Annotated in this window: 13 protein-coding genes; 8 read left to right on the top strand and 5 right to left on the bottom strand. The window is 41.8% G+C overall.

Features of this window, described 5'->3' with window-relative positions:
• The first annotated feature begins 393 nt into the window (after positions 1 to 393).
• Together AC23N5_RS24685 and AC23N5_RS24680 are read left to right on the top strand one after the other, a co-directional pair.
• Positions 394 to 1,173 (top strand): helix-turn-helix transcriptional regulator, encoded by a 780-nt coding sequence (locus AC23N5_RS24685; RefSeq protein ID WP_487757664.1) that lies wholly within the window; start codon positions 394 to 396, stop codon positions 1,171 to 1,173.
• On the top strand, positions 1,163 to 1,744 hold the full coding sequence (locus AC23N5_RS24680; protein WP_183979656.1) for a helix-turn-helix transcriptional regulator: 582 nt from the start codon (positions 1,163 to 1,165) through the stop codon (positions 1,742 to 1,744). The genes AC23N5_RS24685 and AC23N5_RS24680 overlap by 11 nt, the downstream gene beginning before the upstream one ends.
• On the opposite strand, the gene AC23N5_RS24675 is transcribed toward AC23N5_RS24680, so the two are convergent.
• Positions 1,727 to 2,395 (bottom strand): response regulator transcription factor, encoded by a 669-nt coding sequence (locus AC23N5_RS24675; protein WP_487757663.1) that lies wholly within the window; start codon positions 2,393 to 2,395, stop codon positions 1,727 to 1,729. The two genes, AC23N5_RS24680 and AC23N5_RS24675, sit on opposite strands and share 18 nt — an antisense overlap.
• Positions 2,396 to 3,104: 709 nt before the next feature.
• Here AC23N5_RS24675 and AC23N5_RS24670 point away from each other — a divergent pair.
• Positions 3,105 to 8,249 (top strand): T9SS type A sorting domain-containing protein, encoded by a 5,145-nt coding sequence (locus AC23N5_RS24670; protein ID WP_487757662.1) that lies wholly within the window; start codon positions 3,105 to 3,107, stop codon positions 8,247 to 8,249.
• 76 nt (positions 8,250 to 8,325) lie between these two features.
• Here the strand turns inward: AC23N5_RS24670 and AC23N5_RS24665 are convergent, their stop codons facing one another.
• Positions 8,326 to 9,744, bottom strand: a complete 1,419-nt coding sequence (locus AC23N5_RS24665; RefSeq protein WP_487757661.1) for an MBL fold metallo-hydrolase — start codon at positions 9,742 to 9,744, stop codon at positions 8,326 to 8,328.
• Positions 9,745 to 9,947: 203 nt separating this feature from the next.
• Between AC23N5_RS24665 and recR the strand changes: the two genes are divergently transcribed.
• The 4 genes from recR to AC23N5_RS24645 all read left to right on the top strand — a co-directional run bounded on the left by recR (position 9,948) and on the right by AC23N5_RS24645 (position 16,238).
• A complete protein-coding gene (recR, locus tag AC23N5_RS24660) occupies positions 9,948 to 10,553 on the top strand; it encodes a recombination mediator RecR (protein ID WP_028522309.1) in 606 nt (201 codons plus the stop codon).
• A gap of 108 nt (positions 10,554 to 10,661) precedes the next feature.
• Positions 10,662 to 11,039, top strand: coding sequence for a hypothetical protein (locus AC23N5_RS24655; protein WP_028522310.1), 378 nt, complete (start codon positions 10,662 to 10,664; stop codon positions 11,037 to 11,039).
• A gap of 314 nt (positions 11,040 to 11,353) precedes the next feature.
• Positions 11,354 to 14,500 (top strand): SusC/RagA family TonB-linked outer membrane protein, encoded by a 3,147-nt coding sequence (locus AC23N5_RS24650; RefSeq protein WP_487757660.1) that lies wholly within the window; start codon positions 11,354 to 11,356, stop codon positions 14,498 to 14,500.
• A 40-nt stretch (positions 14,501 to 14,540) separates the two neighbouring features.
• Positions 14,541 to 16,238 (top strand): RagB/SusD family nutrient uptake outer membrane protein, encoded by a 1,698-nt coding sequence (locus tag AC23N5_RS24645; protein WP_183975774.1) that lies wholly within the window; start codon positions 14,541 to 14,543, stop codon positions 16,236 to 16,238.
• A gap of 74 nt (positions 16,239 to 16,312) precedes the next feature.
• On the opposite strand, the gene rsgA is transcribed toward AC23N5_RS24645, so the two are convergent.
• From rsgA to AC23N5_RS24630, 3 genes are all read right to left on the bottom strand, one after another.
• Positions 16,313 to 17,236 carry a ribosome small subunit-dependent GTPase A gene (rsgA, locus tag AC23N5_RS24640; protein ID WP_487757718.1) on the bottom strand — a complete coding sequence of 308 codons (924 nt, stop codon included), beginning with the start codon at positions 17,234 to 17,236 and terminating at the stop codon, positions 16,313 to 16,315.
• A gap of 100 nt (positions 17,237 to 17,336) precedes the next feature.
• Positions 17,337 to 18,416: an iron-containing alcohol dehydrogenase family protein gene (locus tag AC23N5_RS24635; RefSeq protein ID WP_487757659.1), complete on the bottom strand. Its 1,080-nt coding sequence runs from the start codon at positions 18,414 to 18,416 to the stop codon at positions 17,337 to 17,339.
• Between the two features lie 76 nt (positions 18,417 to 18,492).
• Entirely contained in the window at positions 18,493 to 19,701 is a 1,209-nt protein-coding gene (locus AC23N5_RS24630) for a DegT/DnrJ/EryC1/StrS family aminotransferase (protein ID WP_487757658.1), read from the bottom strand.
• Between the two features lie 213 nt (positions 19,702 to 19,914).
• On the opposite strand from AC23N5_RS24630, the gene AC23N5_RS24625 reads away from it, so the two are divergent.
• A complete protein-coding gene (locus AC23N5_RS24625; RefSeq protein ID WP_487757657.1) occupies positions 19,915 to 21,789 on the top strand; it encodes a glycoside hydrolase family 13 protein in 1,875 nt (624 codons plus the stop codon).
• Positions 21,790 to 22,079: the final 290 nt, after the last annotated feature.

Here is a 22,079-nt window from a genome sequence, read left to right as displayed (position 1 = left end):
GGCAAGTGATGAGATTTAAGTTTTGATAGCTGCCAAATTTTTTGATTGACAATCAGGTATTTATTGTGACAAAGAGGTAATGTGCTGATAGACAGCGGTATAGTGTTTTTGTTTGAAAGTAAATAAAAAAGGAGGTCTTGTAGCAAAAATTGTGCCATCTATCAATAAAAGCTACAAATTGCAATTTTTCTATAAAACATGTTTATGTAAAAAAAAATACTCTTGAAAGGCGTAAAAGTTTTTTTTTCATTCCTAAAAGGTTTTTTTGCGATGTTTGTTTTTAGTATATACTTTAACTTACTACATTCGCATATTGCTCTTGATAATAAGTCATGCATAAATAGGTAAGAAAAGGGTAATGGGCATAAGTGTGTAGTATAAAAAGGATATATAATGAATATAGAGTTTACTGTATTTAATGAAGAAGATGATTACAAGTCAATAAACCAGAGAAAATGGGTTATTGATAAAGATATTCATTATGGGGTTTTTGGTGAGTTTTTCTTTCATATAAGTTCAAACAAAGATTTCCCAATGTATTTGCAGGATTATTCAATAATTAATCCAATTTGCTTTAAATTTTGTGATAAAAACTATACGAGATGTATTTACTTGTTTTTAGATCAAAAGTGGTTAAATAATGAATTAAAACTTCCAATTGACGAAGTAGCGTTGGTTGCTCCTTATTTATGTAAAGAATGGAGTAAGGATAAACATATTATTTCTAATAAATTTCACCTACTTTGGGAGCAACTTTCATTATCTACAAGTAATATTTTATTTTTTAGGGCTTTTATTTATGATTTAATATATCGAGTTATCGACGAAATAGAAAACAGCATAAACGTCTGCCAGGAAAATGCGTATTATAGAAAAGAGAAGCGTAAAATAGAGCAAGTAGTAGAAAGAGTTATCCAAAATGTTCATTTGCCTATTCCAAAACTGGAGCAATTTGCCCAAGAAGTAGGGATGAGTGTTAGTAAATTTAAGGTATTATTTAAGAAAATATACGGACAAAGCCCTTATCAGTACCTGCTTGAACATAAACTGGTGTATGCCCGTAAAATGTATCAAACGGGAGAATATACACTATCTCAGATTGCATTAAAAATAGGTTACAGCCATATTTCAGGCTTTACGAAGATTTATAAAAAACGCTTCAATGAACGCTAAGAAAAACTCCACCTCGCAAGAACAGTTAACCATTGTTTTAAACATCGAAGATTTTAAACGAATAGAAGGAGATTTAATTGAAAAAAGAATTCCTTTTTCAATTGATTATTCCTCTAAGCTTTGTGAAAAACAAGAAGAGGTTACACGTACTAAAATTGAAAAAGTAGAAGTCTCAAAAAAAGAACAGCCCGAATACCCTAACATCGTTGTTGACAAATTAGAACAAGTAGTTAATAAGTATATAGGGCCAAACTTCGAATCAGAACTTCCATCTTTAGATAATATTTGTGAAGAACTTAGTATGAGAGAAAGCACGTTTAAACGAGTTTTTAAACAGTACTATGGCGTCACCCTGCACCAGTATTATATGATGAAAAAAATGGATCATGCTGCAAACCTTATTCGAAGTGGATATACCATTACGTCGGTTTCTAAGATTATTGGGTATGCGCATCCCATAAAATTTACCAAGATGTTTCAAAAACATTTTGGCGTTTCACCCAAAAAATACCAGCAATTTCAAAAAAACTTGTCACTAGAAAAGCTAAGAGACTCAGTTAGAGGGGTCTAAAAGACGAGTGATATGAACCAGGTTGATAAGTTCTCCAGTATTTTTTAAATAAAATTTCTGCAAAAGATGCCTACGGTGCGTATCCACAGTATGCTTACTAATACTCAAATATTCGGCGATAGTTTTGCTTTCTTCTCCTGAAACGAGATAACTTATAATCTCGATTTCACGTTTAGAAGGCAATTCTATCTGTTGAAGGTCTTCCACATCGGGCAAGTATTCGTACAGTCGCCCGTCAAAGTCTTTCCCCCAAAAACGAATGTACCTCTTTTGATAAGAATCGCTCAATGTATTGTTTTCTTGAAGCAATACGAGCAAGCTTCTGATGCTACCGTCAGGGTCTAGCTCAAGAATTTTGGTCGATTGAGTAATGTGGATGTAACTACCATCTGACTTTCGTAGTTTAAAGTTCAGGAGTATGTTAAGGTTATATTTGTCTTCCGTGCTACATCTTTCTAAAATGTAGAATAAAAGTTTATTACACAGATTGTGAACGCCAAGATCTGAGGGGTGTATGAGCTTTGTGTAAGAAAGAACCCCCTCACCAAAAATCTCTTCTATTTTCCATCCCCACCATTCTTCTACATCGACACCCACATACTGCTGGGTCATTTTTTTTACATCTACCACGATAGGTACCGTTCTAACCATCTGAAATATAGATGTTAACAATGGGTTTGATTCGACATGAAGTCTGTTTGAGTTGCTTTTGTTGAGAATATTTTTTGAGTTCCAAAGCGATAAAACGTCCGAGTGTGCTGAAGTAGTAGGGGTGGCCATTGATAGTAAAGTGAATTTATTGCGTGTGATAACGTTGGCCAAATTACAAAAAAAATGGATTTAGTAATATAGTTATTTGAATTTGAAAGTTGAAAATACTTGATGTTGAGTATTCTTTGGGTGAATTTTTAATAATTACAAATTTAGTTTTTTTTGATTTCGTGCCAAATGGTTGACTAATTGATGCTTTTTTGTCAGAAGTGTATTAAATAACCGCTTGATAATTTACACATTATTGAGTATTTGTATTCCTTTTTTTTTGTCTGAATTTTGATGACTAAAATATACATATATATCGAATTGTAAATCAATATATTTTATTGTAAATGTGATTATTCTAATAATTTTAACAATAGATGTTTATGTGGTATATTTTTGATATATTTTAAGTGAGATATATACTTGTTTTGCTTAAAAAGTATGTATGTTTATTGGTTGATAGGATATAAATGGCACTTTTTATTAATCTTTAGTCTGTTTTTTGTTAGTTTGAAAATAATTGCTTGAGTAAAATTTTCTTCACATTTTAACACATTATTTCTTTATGAAAAGAATTATCCAACTGTTATTGACATGTCAAATGTTGATAGTATTTTATTTGCCTCAGTTGTATGGTCAAACATGGCAAGTGCAGTCAGACTACTTTGGAGAGCGAAATACAAATGGATCTCCACGTACAATTCGTTCAATGGCCCTGAGCCAAGATGGAACGGCCGTCTATACCGGCAACATCCAAAGCCCGAATACACCCACAACGTCCTTACGAAAAGTAAGTGCAAATGTACTCGCAACCTCGGGTACAGATCATGTTATTTTTGGAAATGGAATGCCTGGTGGTACTGGTGCTTTTGCTCCAGTAGGTGGACAACCCGTGTATGCCGGAGGAGCTACTGGCACTTTTTTAGGTTGGCGAAGTACAGGTAATAGCCCTGAAGGTATAGCTACGGACGACCGCGGTTATGTATATGTGGCCTTAAGCTCTGGAATAAGCTCTGCCAATAGAGTCGATATATTTAGTAGTGATTTGAGTATGACGATTGGCTCAATACCCATTTCAGGTCCTGTAGGGGTCGCTGTTCGTAAACTGGGAGCAACCTACTACGTATATATAGCGGCAAACAACCTAGTTAGGCGTTGGGATGTAACAACTGCCGGCGCTCCTACGCCAGATAATTCTTGGATTCCACCTAGCACTTCCGGGGTAGAGGGGCTTGAGGTAGATGTTGATGGAACCGTATTTGTGGCCGGTGGAGGCGTAGTTAGACGAATTAGCGCCGATGGTACTACCATCACTCATACTTATACCCTTGCCAATGCGGCTGATGTAGCTATATTTCGCAATAAAATTTATGTTATTAGAACGGTAAATCCTGCGCCACCTATTGTCGTGCTCAATAAAGCGGATCTTACAAATGGCGGCACAGATATATCAGTTCCAGAATTAGGGGTTTTCACACGAGGGGCTCTTTCACAATTTACAGCAATTGATGTTTCAACTGATGGGAAGCTTTTTGTTTCAGAAGAGAATTATACTTCAGGGAGCAATGGTATTTCCTCTTATACCCCACCTGCTACATCATTCAACCCAACTCCTGGACCTATTACTGGGCGAATCTATTTTGATCGGGTTTTGGTTTCCTCTACTGTTGAGCCAACTCTTATCACTGTCAATGTAACACAACCTACCTGTCTACTTCAGTCTGGAACAATTGTAATCAATGCTACAGGAGATGGGGTTTTAGAATATAGTATTGACAACGGGACTAACTGGTCTACAAGCAATACATTTAGTGGTCTCAGTCCAAGCAGTAATCATACGGTGTTAGTGCGGTCACAAAGCGTTCCAAGTGGGGTAGTCGCTTACGGAAGCAATCCAGTTGTAATCAATGCGGTTCCTAGCTTCCCCACAATTACGAATACAAACACAGGAGAGCAATTTTGCACAATTCAAGCGGCTATTGATGATGCTCAAACCCTAACTGGCCACACCATCACGGTAGCGGCGGGTACATACAACGAATCAATCACTATCAACAAATCGTTGATTATCAAAGGTGCACAGGCAGATGTCTGTGCCGCAACAACCAGATCAGGTGCTGAATCAATTATCAATTGTGTGAATGGAATTGGCATAACTGCCGACAATGTGACTATCAATGGATTTACAATTCAAGGTCAAGCCAGTTCTAATGCTGGGCCAGGGTTTGGGTATGCTGTTTATATGGCTCCGCCTCTTACAGGAACTCAACTATTAAATAATATTATCAAAAATAATATTATTGGTAGTAGTCTTGCAAATACTGGTACTTCTCAAGCAGCAATCAAATGCAATTGGTTTGATTCAAATAACAATTCAGGGCCTTCGGGTGGTAATGGTATTTATACGGATGAATACACAGGAGGCGGAGTTGTTTCCAATGTACTGATTGAAAATAACAAATTTTCTGGTAATTCCAGTGCAGGTATTACGATTTCCACAAGTCAATCCGCTTCAGCTACTACTGGAATTACCATTACCAAAAATGAATTTATTGGAAATGCCAGAGCAGTATTTTTGTATAATACTGTTTCGTCGTCATTTACGAACAATGTAATCAGTGGTTCTACCCGTACAGATGGTACAGGAGATTTGAGAATATATGGGGGAGTAAATAACTTCTCTATATTGAACAATACCTTTAGTGCAGGTGGCCCTAAAGGTATATTAATAACGGATGATGGAGGTCAAGTTCCAGCCACAAATTCAAACATTACTGTCTCACAAAACAGTTTTACGGGCTATTCTGGTACAAATTTTGCCATAGATAATGTTTCTGGCTACTCTGGCAACTTACCCGCTACCTGTAACTGGTGGGGAAGTGCGAGTGCTAGTTCGATAGCTTCAATCTTATCGGCGTCATCTCCAGCGAGTATTTCATATTCGCCATGGTTGGTAGGTGGTGGAGATGGTGCGGGAGTAGGTTTCCAACCGACGGCTGCTTGTACAGGTACACCAGTGGTGATCAACTCGGCAACTGCCACAAGTCCATGTAACCCTGGCTCTATTGAAGTTAATTTCAGTGGAGGAACCGCACCCTACGCATTTTCATGGACAGGAGGAGGTTCTGCGTCAGGCATAAGCAGTAGCCCTAATTCAATTACTAATCTAGCAGTAGGAATTTACACGGTCACAGTAACCGATGCCAACGGCTCATCGGTTACTTCTGGTAGCCTAGCTATCAATACAACACCTACCATTACGTTAGGAGTTGTAGCAGCGGTATGTAAAGGAACTACAAGTGCTAATTTAACATACTCAGCAACAGGAGGAAGCCCTGATCAGTATATGATTGATTATGATGCTTCTGCGGAGGCTGCTGGATTTGTTGATGTAGCTTATACAAGTTTACCATTAGCTCAAATTACATTGGTAATTCCTGCTAATGCTTCTGGAGCAACTTATAATGCAGTTCTAAGGGTTAAAAATTCGACAACAGGTTGTATTAGTGGAGTTGAAGCATTTACTCTTATTGTAAACGAAACTACTGTTGCTGGGGCTATAGGAGGTAGTACAGCTGTATGTGCAGGTGATAATAGTACTGTGTTAACTTTGAGCGGCTATGTAGGAAATGTTATTAAATGGCAGTCATCAACAAATGCTGCGTTTTCATCACCAACGGACATAGCAAATACTACAGCAACTTACACTGTTACTAATCTATCAACACCGACTTATTATCGTGCTGTTGTACAAAGTGGGTTATGTAGTGCGTCTAATTCAAGTGCAGCTTTTATTCAAATTCATACAAAGCCTACCATCACTTTGAATGTTTTACAGCAGACACTAAATGAAGGTAATAACCAAACATTTTGTGATGCAGATGCAAATCCAGTAAATAGTTTAGAGTTTAACGTAGTAAATACTTGTGTGAGCGGAAATCCACTCTGGCGTACCAAAATAGGCGCTGGCGCTTGGTCAGATTGGACTGCAACTGCGCCAACATCGCAGCCAAGTGATAATACGGAATACCAATACCAAGCCTCGTGTAATGCGTGTCCATCGACCATTACCAACGCGATTGCGATTAAAATCAATTATCGTGCATCAATACCGCAAAATGTGTCAATGGTAGCTGACGGAACAACTATCCCAGCGGGGCAGTCGGCAACCTTATGTGATCAGGATGGTAATGCGTTGGTATTTAATGCGACTTGTGGAGCAGGTGAGGTGTTACTTTATTCGGTTGATGGAGGAGACTATTCAACAACGGTTCCTTCTCAGATTGTGGATGGGAACTTCCATAATTACCGCGTTCGTTGCCGTAAATCTGATGGAACACCTTCGTGTATTGAAACTGAGTCAGCGGTTATGACATTAAAGTTGACAACCATAAGCATTACGCCTACGGTTTCTATTACTCCGCTTAACAGTTGCACAACCTCAGCGACGTTTACAGGAAGCACAACTTGCGGTAGTTTCACGACTTTGTGGTACAATGCGGCAACAAACCAAGCATTACCCAATTTGCCAACGACGCCACCGACAACCACTACATCGTACTATGCTCGTTGTCAAAATGCAGAGGGCTGTTTGAGTACGCCTAGCAACACCGTTACTTACACAGTGTTACCTGTGAACGTGGCGCCCATTGTGACTGCAAGTGCAGAATCAGTTTGTACAGGAACTTCGGTTACGCTTACTACAAACTGCCCATCAGGTGCGAGTGTTTTGTGGAATACATCAGCAACAGATGCCGTGTTGACAGTAGCATTTAACAACGCAATTACGCAATCATACTCGGCGCAGTGTATTTTTGCTAATGGCTGTCAAACGCCATTTAGCGAACCTAAAAGTATCCTTTGGAAGTCATTTGATATAACTCTAATCAACATTGGCCAAAGCCAATCGGCGGTGAAACCAGCGAATGACAAGGCGCTGTGGAGTAGTCAATTTATCACAAAGGATGGTGGCCCAGATTTAGATTTCAGTAACCAAGGTAATCCGACGATTTATTTTACAGAAAACGTAAATAAAACGGCTCCGCGTTATTGGACGATTCATGCCGATGCTTGTGCTTTGGGGACAAATGGTTCGTTGACGTTTGATATGAGAGCAACGCCTGAAACAGGTGTAGTGCGTTCGTTCAATACGCACGAAAACAATGCTCCTTATTTTATGTACGCAAACCGCGAAGGCTGGACAGAGTTATATGCGCCCAACCACCCTGCTTATGGCTTCTATCAACTGAATGAACAGGGTCAAAATATCTATGACGAAGGTTTGCCCAAAGGGTTGTACAAGCTTAGTGTTCGTTACTGGGATATGAAGGGTTGGGGAAGTATCTATCCAGCTACACGTCAAGCACAGGGTAATGTGTTAGCCTACCAAGAGTTTTGGTTCCGCATTGTTTCAAAAGATGGCCCAGGCCAAGGTGCTGCTCGGACAGCGGTGAGCGGTCATCCGTTAGCAGACGGAGATATGTCATCAAATTCTAGTTCTTTCGCGCAGGTAATGCCAAACCCAGTCACGAAAGTGATGCGTTTGGGTATTCAAGGTGCCAAAGGACAAGCTGTAAAAGCAGAACTGGTCGATGTAGCAGGTCGCTCAATGTTAGAGCGTAGATTTGTACCAGAAACCCAATCTCATCAAGAAGAGTTTGAGGTTGAGAAGCTGGTAGAAGGTATCTATTTCTTACGTGTAACTACCCCAGATAAGCAAGCAACGCTCAAAGTGGTGAAGTTCTAGTTGAATAAATAGAATCTATAAACAGAAAAGCCCCTGCTTTGGCAGGGGCTTTTCTGTTTATAAATATATTGATGTACTATAACAAGGTACTTGGACAAACATAATCTGAAACGGGGACTTTAGCTGTAGCTTTAATGGCGGCAAACCCACCTGCTACGTCCACAAAATTATCCCAACCTCTGGATTTTAAAATCGACGCAGCCAGCATACTGCGGTATCCGCCTGCACAATGTAAAATAAAGGGTTTGTCTTTTGGAAATTCGGCTAAATGTTGGTTGATGGTATTTAATGGAATATTGGTGACACCCTCCACGTGTTCTGAATCAAATTCACTTTTTTTGCGCACATCAATCACAATCGGCTGCTGCGTCGTGAATTGTTCTGCAAACTCCTCAGCGGTGATTCTATCGACGGTTTCGATGTCTTTGTTGGCAGATTTCCAAGCGTTAAAGCCACCTTTGAGATACCCCAATGTGTTGTCATACCCTACCCGAGAAAGACGGATAATAGACTCCTCCTCGCGGCCTTCGTCGGTCACTAGCAAAATCTCTTGTTTTACGCCAGGAATCATTTCACCGACCCATTGGGCAAAACTACCATCGATGCCAATGTTGATACTGTTAGGAATAAAGCCTTTGGCAAAGTCGGTTGCGCTGCGGGTGTCGAGTACCAGTGCTTGGGTTTCATTAGCTGCCGTCTCAAATTCTTCGGCCGAAAGTGGACGGTTTCCGCGATCCATGATATTGTCCAAACTTTCGTAACCTTTGATGTTCATCAAAACGTTTTGCGGAAAATAGCCAGGCGGCGTTGTCAATCCAGTCAATAAGGAGGTGATAAATTCGTCTTTTGTCATGTCAGGACGAAGGGCATAATTAAACTTCTTCTGATTGCCGAGGGTGTCGGTTGTCTCTTTACTCATCATTTTACCACAGGCACTACCTGCCCCGTGGTTAGGATAAACGATGAGGTCGTCGCTGAGGGGCATGATTTTATTTCGTAACGAATCGAAAAGATAACCAGCTAGTTTTTCTTCTGTCAAATCTGCAATGACGTGTTGTGCCAAATCAGGCCGACCAACGTCACCTATAAATAAGGTGTCTCCCGTAATCAGGCCATGCTCCTTGCCATTTTCGTCGATGAGCAAATAGGTGGTGCTTTCCATGGTGTGCCCAGGCGTATGAATGACCTTCACGGTGCAGTCGCCAACCTGAAAAAGTTGGTTGTCTTCGGCAACAGTAGCTTCGTAGGCAGGTTTGGCAGTAGGGCCAAATACAATGGTCGCGCCCGTTTTTTTCATCAAATCCAAGTGACCGCTGACAAAATCGGCGTGAAAGTGGGTTTCAAAAACGTATTTGATTTTGGAATTGTCTTTGGCCGCGCGGTCGATGTACGGCTGTACTTCGCGGAGAGGGTCAAAAATGGCTGCTTGGCCGTTGCTCTCCAAATAATAGGCCGCGTGGGCAATACATCCCGTGTAAATTTGCTCGATTTTCATGTTAGTAAATGTGTTTTTGTGTTGTTAATTGTTGGAACAAAAGTAGGGGGTTACCCCACGGCCTTTTGTAACATCTCTCACACACAAAAACTGATTGTCGTCAGCTTTTGTCATTGCCATTGACAAGCGTGGAGTGCCCAAAAAGCCTTTGCAGAATGCTGCTACAATTCGTATTTTTGTAAAATATTCGTTTATAGCTCTACATGAATTTCCCCTCCAAACTGATCGAAGAAGCCGTTAGTGAAGTAGCCAAATTGCCTGGTATCGGAAAAAAAAGCGCACTTCGTATTGTGTTACACATGCTCAAACGGCCAGAAAAAGATGTTCAAAGCTTGGCTACTGCTTTGGTGGCAGTGCGGACAAAAACGCAATACTGCAAACAGTGCCACAATATTTCGGATGATGAGCTCTGTGGGGTGTGCCTCAGTACCAAACGCGATCGTAGTATTTTGTGCGTTGTACAAGACAGTCGCGACGTTTTGGCCATTGAAAATACGGGGCAATTTAATGGGCTATATCATGTACTAGGGGGGATAATTTCACCCCTAGAAGGGATAAGTCCGAGCGATTTGAACATAGAAAGTCTGCTTTCACGCCTACAAAGCAATACGGAGGTCAAAGAAATTATTTTGGCCCTTAGCCCCACCATGGAAGGCGATACTACTTCGTTTTATTTGCAGAAAAAATTGAAGCCTTTTGGCGTAAAAACCTCAACCATAGCGCGTGGCATCCCCATCGGAGGTGATTTGGAGTATGCCGACGAAATCACCCTCGGGCGCAGTATCGTAAGCCGTATTAACTACGATTAAGACACACTTAAAAGTCTGTTTCTAAAATTTAGGTTTTTGTCAGTAGAATCGTGGAGTTGGTCGCTTATTTGGCAGTATTTATTCTTAGTTGAATTGCCAAAGTACCCGATGAAAAATTTTGCTCAGTACACCGTTGAGGATTTTGCAGCAGAACCACTTTTTATAAAGTGGGTGCAGCAACCTGACGATATGGAATTGAGTAACTTCTGGCAAGTTTGGCTCAATAACCACCCCTACAAATCAGATGAAGTCGAAGAAGCACGGGCATTGGTAGGCCAATTGTCGGATGCTTATATGGGTATGTCTGCCCAAGAGGTGCGTGGTCTTTGGAAGCGTGTGATTGAGACTGTAAACACCATTCCCGAAATTGACCCCCTCGATCAAGAAGTCAAACCTTTGGCTTCTGCCCTTTATTTTATTCGCTGGTTTATTGCCCTAGTGGTAGGGGTTGCTCTCCTTGGTTTGATTATCTGGAAAATTTCTTAGAAATAAATTACATCGGCAAAAAAAGCCTATTGGTGTACTGAAATAACTTTTTGATATTAAAATAGTACAAAAATATAGTCGATTGTTCAAAGTGAAAACAAAGGTAATATGCCTAAAAAAAAGGAATAAAACCAACTTTGAATTTGAAAACTACCATTTTGGCAACGTTCCCGATAACGTTTGCGTAGAATAATCTGGATAAAATATTGTCTGTTTTGAAGAGTAATCTTAAACTCGAACGTGTTTCAAACCTATTAGTAAATACAAAAACCCAAAATAATTCTATCTCCTACTTAAAATCACCTTGACAAATCATGAGGAAAATTTCTATCTTGTGTAGTGTGTGGGCGGCGGCTGTGGTGCTTAGTGCATCAGGGGCAGAGGCCAAAACCCCACCAACGAATGGCAGTGGCGTGAGAGTAACTGCAACTGTGAATGCAGATAAGACGGTGACAGGTAAGGTTGTGTCTTCCGAAGATAATACTGCAATCCCTGGCGTAAGTATTATCGTAAAAGGTACTACAACTGGGACTAATACCGACGCTGATGGTAACTTTAAGCTGACTGTAAAAGACAATAGCGCTGTGTTGGTTTTTTCGGCCGTTGGTTTTGAAAAGCAAGAAATCACCGTTGGAAACCGTACAACGATTAATGTGACGTTTGTGGTTGACCAAAAATCACTAACGGAAGTAGTCGTTGTGGGTTATGGTACGCAGAGAAAGAGCCAAATGACGGGGGCGATTTCGCAGGTAACGGCCAAACAACTTCAAGAGATGCCTATCACCAGTATCGGCCAGGCCATGCAAGGACGCGTAGCTGGGGTTGATGTATCTCAGTCAGGTTCGAGACCTGGGTCAGTTCCTAAAATTTTGATTCGTGGTCGTCGTTCGTTTAATGCTGGAAACGACCCACTTTATGTAGTTGATGGGATTCCTCTTTCGGCTGGTTATGAAGACTTAAACCCAAGTGACGTGGCCTCAATGGAAGTATTGAAAGATGCTACGGCTACGGCTATCTACGGTGCCAGAGGTGCCAACGGGGTAGTACTTGTAACAACGAAAAGAGGCCCAGTGAAAGGAAAAACGACGGTAACATTTGATACGTACGGTGGGGTTTCTAAGCCACTCGATAAGATTCAATTGTTTAGCGGGCCAGAATTTGCAGAATATGTTCGTGAAGCCTATCGTGCTACCAACGGTTATAAAGATGCTGCTGGAAATCCTGTTCCAACGGGTGTTGCTGATGCCGCAGCAGATGCCAAAGTGGCCGTTTTAGGTGGTGACCCTGCCGTAGCGAAAGGACTTGCCGCTGGTACAAATACAGATTGGCAGGATTTGCTTTTAAGAAACGGAGCTATGCAGAACCACTCTCTAGGTGTACAAGGTGGAAATGATAGAACGCAGTTTTATATCTCGGGAGGTTATTTTCAAGATAAAGGGATTACCGCTGGATTAGATTATACGCGTATTTCGTTGAGAGCTAATATCGACCATAGTGTTAACAAGTGGTTGAAGGTCGGTCTTTCTTCTTATACGATGTATAGTATCAGAAATGGCGAAAACTTAAACCCTTATGGTTTTACAATTCAGCAAAACCCATTGGCGCGTCCTTATGATGATAATGGAAACATCATCTTTTCTCCAACGAATGATGCCTTGTTGACCAACCCATTGGCCGAGATTGTTCCAGGTGCTCAGGTAGATAATACTAAAAAGTACCGCATCTTCAATAGTATTTATGCGGAAGTGAAAATTATTGAAGGCTTGAAGTATCGTGTAAACTTTGGCCCAGATTTTACGATTTCACGTTGGGGACGTTTTATTGGTGCAGCTACCAACGCACGTAAATTAGGCGATCCGCAAGCTTCTACACGCAATGACTTTGGTTTCAACTGGACATTAGAGAATATTGTAACGTACAATAAAACTTTCGCTCAAAAACACAACTTTGGTGCCACAGTACTTCAATCTATCCAAAGAGATAATTTTGAAAGATACACGACTGACGTACAGGGTGTTCCTGCTGAATCACAACAGTTTTATAACCTTGGAAACGCAGGGTCAGTATTGGGTGTAGGTAGTGGTTTGACTCAATGGACGATTAACTCGTACATGGCTCGTATCAATTACGATTTTAACGATAAATACCTCTTGACGGCTACTATTCGTCGCGATGGTTCTAGCCGTTTCGGTGAAAATACGAAATATGGTAACTTCCCTGGAATTGCATTGGGATGGAACATTAGCAATGAGCCTTTCTTGAAAGGGGTGACTTGGATTGATTTATTGAAACTTCGTGCAGGTTGGGGTAAAGTGGGTAACCAAGGGGTGGCACCTTACCAAACACAAGGGTTGTTGACAAGAACTGCTTATGCTTGGGGAACTACCGCAGCCTTTGGATACCGTCCAAATACCATCGGAAACCCTGACTTGAAATGGGAAACATCGGCTACTGCTAACATTGGGGTTGACTTTAGTTTCTTGAGAGGCCGTATCCAAGGTTCGTTGGAATTGTACGAAACAAATACAACCGACTTACTATTGTCTGATCAGCTGCCAGGTTCAATTGGTTTTGGAGCCGTGACTCGTAACGTTGGTCAAACGCGTAACAAAGGAATTGAGTTAGGCTTTACGACTGTTAACGTAAATACTGCGAGTGGTTTCAAATGGACTACTGATTTCACATTTACCAAAAATAAAGAAGAGATTATCTCACTTTACAACGGAAAAGTGGATGACTTAGGTAACCGTTGGTTTATCGGACAGCCTTTGAACTCGTACTTTGACTATAAAAAGTTAGGTATTTGGCAATTAGAAGAAAAAGAAACTGCTGCTAAATTCTATCCAGGCGATAAAGCGAACCCACTTGGCGCAGGTGTAGGCCAAATAAAAGTACAAGATACGAATGGAGACGGTGTCATCAATGCCTTGGATAGGGTATTGCTCGGCTCGGATATTCCTAACTTTAGCGCAGGGTTTACAACACGCTTTTCTTACAAAGGATTTGATTTGTCAGCCTTCTTGTTCGGTCGTTTCGGTAATATGATTGTAAGTGGTTTCCACCAAGATAGAAACCAATTGGCTGGTCGTTACCAACAAATCAAAGTAGATTATTGGACACCAAACAATCCAACGAATGAGTTCCCTCGTCCATTTAGTACCCAAGAATTCCCTCAGTACAATACTACATTGATTTATTTTGACGGAACATTCGTTAAATTAAGAAATGTTAACTTTGGGTACACGGTTCCACAAAGTGTTGCTAATAAATTGAAATTAGAGTCGCTACGTCTGTATGTGAGTATTCAACAGCCAAAAATCTGGTCTGAATACCGTAGCAAGTACAATGGTATCGACCCTGAAGCAACAATTACTTCATCGGGTAATGGTACAACATCGGTTAGCTCAAACGTTGTTCCTGCAACGTCGGTTACAACGGTGGGTTTGAACGTTCGGTTCTAATTTAGATTTTTAAACAAAGACTTTTAAAACATTCACGACAATGAAATTAAACAATATAATAAAACCCATTAAAATCTTTGGTGTGGCAGCGTTGTTATTAACAACTCAGTCATGTAAGGATCTTTTGGATGAAAAAGTCGTATCAGGCATTGGTAATGACTACATAAATACCCCGAAAGGATTTGAAGACGCAGTAAAGTCAGCTTATTCCTCACTTAGGTATTACTACGCAACTCAGCAAGGGCTTACCCTCACGGAGTATGGCACCGATATTTATGCGACGGGTGCGGATGGAGGTTATAAAGGTTTTCACTTTTACGATACCCAACTTAACCCAACTGTCGATTATATCATTAATACGTGGGATGAACTTTATCGCGGTATCAACACTTGTAATGCAATTATTGATAGAGCCCCAGCGGCAACAGTTTCGGATGCTGTCAAAAAATTGAGAGTTGCTGAAGCTAAGTTCTTGAGAGCGCATTATTACTATATCTTACACCAACAATTTGGTGGGGTTGATTTGCGTTTGAAGGAAACTTTGGCTCCTACCAAAGAGACCAAAAGAGCTTCGGATGCTGAAATGTATGCGGCTATCATCAAAGACTTGGAAGATGCCATTCCTGCATTGGAAGCAAAAGCACAATCATCTGACTATGGACGTGCAACAAAACCTGCAGCTGAAACTTTGTTGGCGAAAGTATATTTAGCCAAAGCTTATTCTGCTTCTAAAGCCGCTGACGACTTTGCCAAAGCTGCGGCTTTGTGCAAAACAGTAACTACAGCGTATGGCTTTAAGTTGTTGGATGATTTTGCAAGTGTTTTTGACGAAAACAACCAAGTGAATAGTGAAGTAGTATTTGCAGTTCAATATACGTCGGATCCTTTGACTAACTTGACCAACAACACAGGGGCAACTAACGGTGGAAATAACCTTCACTTGTTCTTTGGGATGCAGTATGATGTGCAGCCAGGTATGAAACGCGACGTATTCTATGGTCGTCCGTTCAAACGCTTGAGACCTACTTCGTATTTGTTGAATACGCTTTTTGCAGATAGAACCAATGACTCACGCTACAAAAAGACGTTCAGAGATACGTGGCTCTCAAATAACCCAGGAGCCAACTTGAATCCTTCTTTTGATGATTCAAAAACGAAGATAACCTTCGCTGCTGGCGACACGGCCATTTTTATTCCAGGAGTTGAATGGACTAAGGCGCAACGTGCTGCCAAAAAATACCAAGTATTGGTGCCAAGTATGTACAATGAGGCTTTATTTCCTACATTGACCAAGTTTTTTGATACCAAGCGCCCTGACCTAACGTATGAAGCAGGTAGCCGTGATTATTTTGTGTTCCGTTTGGCGGATGTGTTACTGATGCAAGCAGAAGCTTATTTGCAGTCAGGAAACAAGGCAGAAGCCGTCGCAGCATTCAACCAAGTACGTTTCCGTGCAGGTTGGCCAGGTAAAAAAGATGCCATGCTTATCAAAGAAGCTGACATGAACTTTGAGCAAATCATTGAAGAGCGGGGTCGTGAGTTGGCGGGTGAGCAAACTCGTTGGATGGATTTGAAACGTTGGGGTTTGTTAGTTGAGAGAGTACAGAAGTACAATCCGCAAGCCGCCACTAACATCAAAGCTATTCACAACGTGCGCCCAATTCCACAAACACAGATTGACCGTAGTGCAAAAAATGCAGAAGGGGTTTCTGTATTCCAGCAAAATCCAGGGTATTAATAATTCAATCAACCCCCACCAAGAAAAAAGAGGCGCAATTTGCGCCTCTTTTGCTTTTAAGCCTATCAAAAAAATTATTTGCGATTGTCTTGCCCGCCGACCATGCTCAAGTAGCTTTCGTAGCGACTCATGGCAATGGTACCTGCTTCTACGGCGTCTTTGACGGCACATTTGGGCTCGTCAATGTGAAGGCAGTTGTTAAAACGACATTCGTTCAACAAATCACGCATTTCGGGGAAATAGTGACTGATTTCCTCTTCTTCAATCTCCGATAAACCCAACTCTTTGATGCCAGGCGAGTCAATGATAAAGGTAGAGGGCGCCAGCTCAAACATTTCGGCAAAAGTCGTGGTATGGACGCCTTTGTTGGCAAAGGTCGAAACTTCGTTGGTGCGTAGGTTAAGATGCGGAGCGATGGCATTGACCAATGTTGATTTACCCACGCCTGAGTGCCCCGACAAAACCGAAATCTTCCCCGAAAGAAGCTCCCGAAAAGATTCCACGCCTTCACCTGTGACGCTCGATGTGGTAAAACACGTATAACCCAACCCTCGATAGAGCTGAATCAAGTAGTCTTGGTATTCTTTGGTTTCCTCGTCAAACAAATCTTGTTTGTTGAAAATGATTGCACTCGGAATCCGAAACGATTCGGCAACCACCAGCAAACGGTCGATGAACCCCAACGATGTACGAGGAAATGTCAAAGTGGCTACGATAATCGCTTGGTCAACGTTGGCGGCAAGTAAGTGAGAGTGGGCCGATTTTTGAACCGACTGCCGTGCAATGTAGTTGGCACGTGGTTCAATGTCGTTAATGATGCCCGTTTGCAACGATTCATCCTCAATTTCCCAAAACACACGGTCACCTACAGCCACGGGGTTGGTTACTTTTAAGTCCTGAAACTTAAATTTTCCCCGCAGTCGGCAGCGCCAGATTTGTGCTTCTTCATCACGAACGTCGTACCAAGAGCCTGTCGAACGAATCACCAAGCCTTTCAATGAATTTGCGTTGATTTCTTCGGTTCGTTTTGCAATGGCCGCCGCACTTTTGGTCTGAAATTTAGCGGGAGGTGTCTTTATTTTACCTGATTTTTTCAAATTACAGTCGTCTAAAAATTGCTTCGATGTCTGCAATTGTCACTTTCTCTCTCCAATCATACCCGACAGCATGATTCCACATGTGATCAAGCTTGTACGAGACATGGGCCATCGCTGTGATTTGCTCATCGGTCCAGTCTTTCGACAATCCTTGTGGTAATGTGATGTTATGTTGAGCCACCATTTGTTTAAATTCGGCTACTCCTTCTGGATAGTAATCTGCCAAATGATTGAAGGCGATGCAGTTGGAATAACAATGGCGCATTCCCAAAATCTTTGAAAGACCATAGCTAATCGCATGGCAAATACCCACTTCTGAATACGTCAAGCTCAAACCACCCATCAACGAGGCAACCATCAGTTTGTCGTCATTTTCGGCCGTTTGTCCGCTATTTTCACCCAAATAAATATCACGGCAAAGCTTCATCGATTGCTCCGCAAAAGCGTGCGAATAGGCATTGTTAAACTGCCCATTTTCTGACTCGATGCAATGAATATAGGTATCCATTCCCACATAAAACCACCAGTCGCGTGGAACAGTCGCAATCAACTCGGGGTCAAGTACCACTTGGTTAAAAACCGTCCATTCGCATTTTAAGCCCAGTTTTTTCTCAGGGCCTGTCAATACGGCCGTCATCGAAACCTCCGCGCCAGTTCCAGAAATAGTAGGAACGCCCACGTGGTAAATGCCTGGTTTTTTGATGAGATTTAAGCCTTGGTATAAGGTAGAAGACCCTTCGTTGGTTACCATCAACGACACGCACTTGGCAATGTCCATAATGGCCCCGCCGCCAATTCCAATGATGCCCGAAGGCAAACCTTTGCTGGCCAAAATCTCATCGCGCAAGGTGTCAATTTGCTCAGTGGTAGGTTCGTGCGGGTCAACGTCGATGAAATAAACGGTATCCTCGGGCTGAACGGGCAAGCGGCCTTCTAATTCTTTTCCTTTGAAATAGTTGTCAACAATAAACACCATGTAGCCGTTGTTTTCGCTACGGTGTGGGGCGATGATTTCACCCAATTGGCTAAAACTTCCCCGTCCAAAAACGGTTTTTTCGATTCCTTTGAAATTTTTATGCATGAATCTAAGGTGCTAAAGCACTGTTATCCGTTAATACAAATTACCATTGATTTATTAAAACTTTTGAAAATGAGCATTAGCACGTATAAGCTGCCATTGCTTTGCGAATCGCCTTTTCGAGGTTATTGGCAAGCGTTTCAAGCTCAGTTTGTGTCCACGTAACGCGTACTCCAAACGATATCAAACGTCCAATTACTTCTTGCGATTTTGGTAAATCAAGGTTAGCATAATCTTGCGGAGCACCCAATACTTGAACCGCTAATTTACCCGCTGTACGCATTTCTTTGAGGTGATCCCACTGGTTGATAAAGTGGTACATGTTGGTAAACCAATAGTTGAACCCACCTACACCTGCAGCGTTTAGTTCGGCCACTACGGCTTGGGCACTTTCAGTATCTGGCAACAATAAATTCAAAAACGTAGCTGAATCGCCTTCAGTATCGGGGATGCGCGCAAAAGAAACCCCAGGTACGTTGGCAAGGCGGTTCATCAACCACTTTTTGTGCTCGTTGTTCTTTTCTACTAAGTATGGTACACGACGCGTTTGGGCCAAGCCTACAGCCGCATGAAGTTCTGAAATGCGGTAGTTGAAGCCTATAATCGGGTGTTGTTCCATACCACGGTTGTTGCCAATGTGGTCGTGACCGTGATCAGAATAGCTATCGGCAAATTTATAGGCTTGTTCGTCGTTCGTTACGAATACGCCGCCTTCACCTGCGGTAGCGATCTTGAAAAAGTCGTACGAATAGGCACCTGTTTTACCCCAAAGCCCCGTAAACGTTCCTTTGTAATGGGCGCCCATCGCCTGTCCTGCATCTTCTACCAAAATAAGGTTATGCTCATTGACAACCTCCATAATGGCATCCATGTCAGCCATTTGGCCACACATGTGTACCAAACAAATGGCTTTGGTTTTAGGCGTGACAACTTTGCGGATTCCTTCGGCTGAAAGGCAAAGTGTTTCGTCGATTTCGGCAAAAACGGGTAAGGCACCAATCATCAAAACGGCTTCAACCGAAGCGATATACGTGAATGGTGGTACAATCACTTCGTCGCCTGTGCCAATACCTGCTGCTACAAGCGCAGTTTGAATGGCCGTCGAACCGCTTGAAACGGCATGGGCGTATTTGGCACCTACTACTTTACACACTTCCGCTTCCATTTCGCGGGCTTTCCAAATATTATTACGTTGTGCTTCGTGGTTAAAACGAAAGAAAACTCCTGTCTCTAAAACGTCATTAATTTCTTTGCGCTCTTCTGCGCCGTATAATTCTGTTCCTGGCATACAATTTACTGGTTATAGCCCCCTAATTCCCAAAAGGGAACTGTTTATTATTCATTACAAAGTTTTTAACAATAACGTCGCAAAGTTAGTGATTTTGTAGTGTAGAAGTATAACATTTTATGCGGTCATTCCTGATTTACAGTCGAAAGGAATGCTATATAAATCTAAAAAGTTTTTTTATCTTCGGCCTTTAGACCATTGATTATTAAACCTATGATGAACGTAGTAAAATCCTTTTTCCTTGCCTTGTGCGTGGGAGGGCTAGGGCTGTCTTCTATCGCACAAAATCCAGACATTCAACATTTGCATCCGACCAATTGGTGGATTGGAATGAAAAACCCGAATGTGCAACTGTTAGTCCACGGTAAAAACATCAGTACTGCCAAAGTGAGTTTGGCTTATCCAGGTGTTCAGATTAAAAAAACGCAAAAGCTGGAAAACCCCAATTACCTTTTGATAGACTTGGTGATTGCCAAAACGACCAAACCTGGGGTTGTTAAGTTGGTGTTTAGCAATGGCAAATTTAAAAATACCCAGCCTTTTCCTTTGGCAGCCCGCAAACACAAGCCAAACAACATTACCACCGCCGATTTTATTTATTTACTCATGCCCGATCGCTTTGCCAACGGCGACGAGTCGAACGATAAGTTTTCGGATATGCTCGACACGCAAGCGGATAAAAATGTGCCTTATTTACGCCACGGAGGGGATTTTCAGGGAATTATCAATCACTTGGATTATCTACAAGAATTTGGGGTAACGACGTTGTGGAATACGCCCGTCATTGAAAACAATACAGGCTTAAAAAAGGAGCTTCATGGCAATATGCAAGCGGCCTATCACGGGTATCACTTTAGCGACCATTACAAAATCGACCGTCGTTTTGGCGGCAATGAGGGCTATAAAAAGTTGTCGGCGGCGCTGCATCAGCGTGGAATGAAACTGGTTCAGGATGCTGTTTATAACCATGTGTCAGAAGACCATTGGATGTTTCTGGACCCGCCAACGAAGGATTGGTTCAATATGTGGCCGACTTATACCGCCACTAGCCACAAAGAACAAGTCATGCTTGATCCTAATGGGACAGAGGCCGACCGCCGATTGTTGATTGATGGTTGGTTTATGCCATTTTTACCCGACGTCAACGCCCGAAATCCACATTTTGCAACTTACATGATTCAACACGCTTTGTGGTCAACGGAAGAGTTTGGGGTGGACGGCTGGCGGATTGATACGTACAAATACAACGACATGGAGTTTATGAATCGTTGTAATAAAGCCTTGTTGGATGAATATCCTGACATGCTCATTTTTGGGGAAACGTTCGTGACTAACCCTGCTTTTATGAATTATTTTGTGCAAAACAACGTCAATTATCCCTTCCAATGTAACCTTCCTGGTAGTTGCGATTTTCCAAGTTACTCGGCTATCGGTGATGCCCTCACGCAGCCTTGGAGTTGGGATGGAGGAGTAAATCGCCTTTACAGTACGTTGGCGCAAGATTATTTCTACAAAAACCCGTCTAAGATGGTTACGTTTTTGGACAACCACGATACCGACCGTTTTCTGTCGGTGATAGGGGAGGACTTTGCCAAATACAAAATGGGAATCACGTGGCTGTTGACGACGCGCGGCATTCCGCATCTTTATTATGGGACAGAAGTGTTGATGAAAAACACCAAAAACCCCACCGATGCCGAGGTTCGCCAAGATTTTGTGGGAGGCTGGAAAGGCGATAAACAAAACAAATTTACGGCCGCTGGGCGCTCTGCCAAAGAAAATGAAGCCTTTGATTTGGTAAAAAAACTGGCCAATTACCGTAAAAACACCCCATCATTGTACAACGGTAAGTTTACCCAATACCTTCCCCAAAACGGCGTGTACGTGTATTTTAGGCACGATGCGGCCAAAACAATCATGGTGGTAATGAATAGCAATTCGGTCGAAACTACGCTCGAAACGGCTCGTTTTGCTGAACGTACAAAAGGGTTTATGGGGGCAACGAATGTTTTGACGGAAGAAAAGATAAATTCACTCGGAAGTCTCAAAATACCTGCAATGACAACTTGGGTATTGGAGTTGAAGTAAATTTCTTTGTCAATCCGACATTAGGAGGGGTCTACATCCAAATCGGGTATAGGCTCCTCCTATCGTCGGAGTGAAAAGGAATGTATGTGTCAAATTTTTATGCCATATTCCAAAAAATGACAAGAAAAATAAAAATCAAGCTCATTCCTATAATTGTAGGTGTGACAGCCTTTAATCTGTCTTCTTTGGGGATTACTTGAAGTCGTTTGTAATAGGTGTAAATCGATATTGTTGCGAATAAAGGTAAAAACCAGTATTGTTTTAATAATATCACCAATACAAAAAGTGAA

It is taken from the genome of Runella sp. R5_40 (assembly GCF_057652295.1).
The sequence above is the reverse complement of the archived record's forward strand: the minus strand, read 5'-3'. Positions and strand labels throughout refer to the sequence as shown.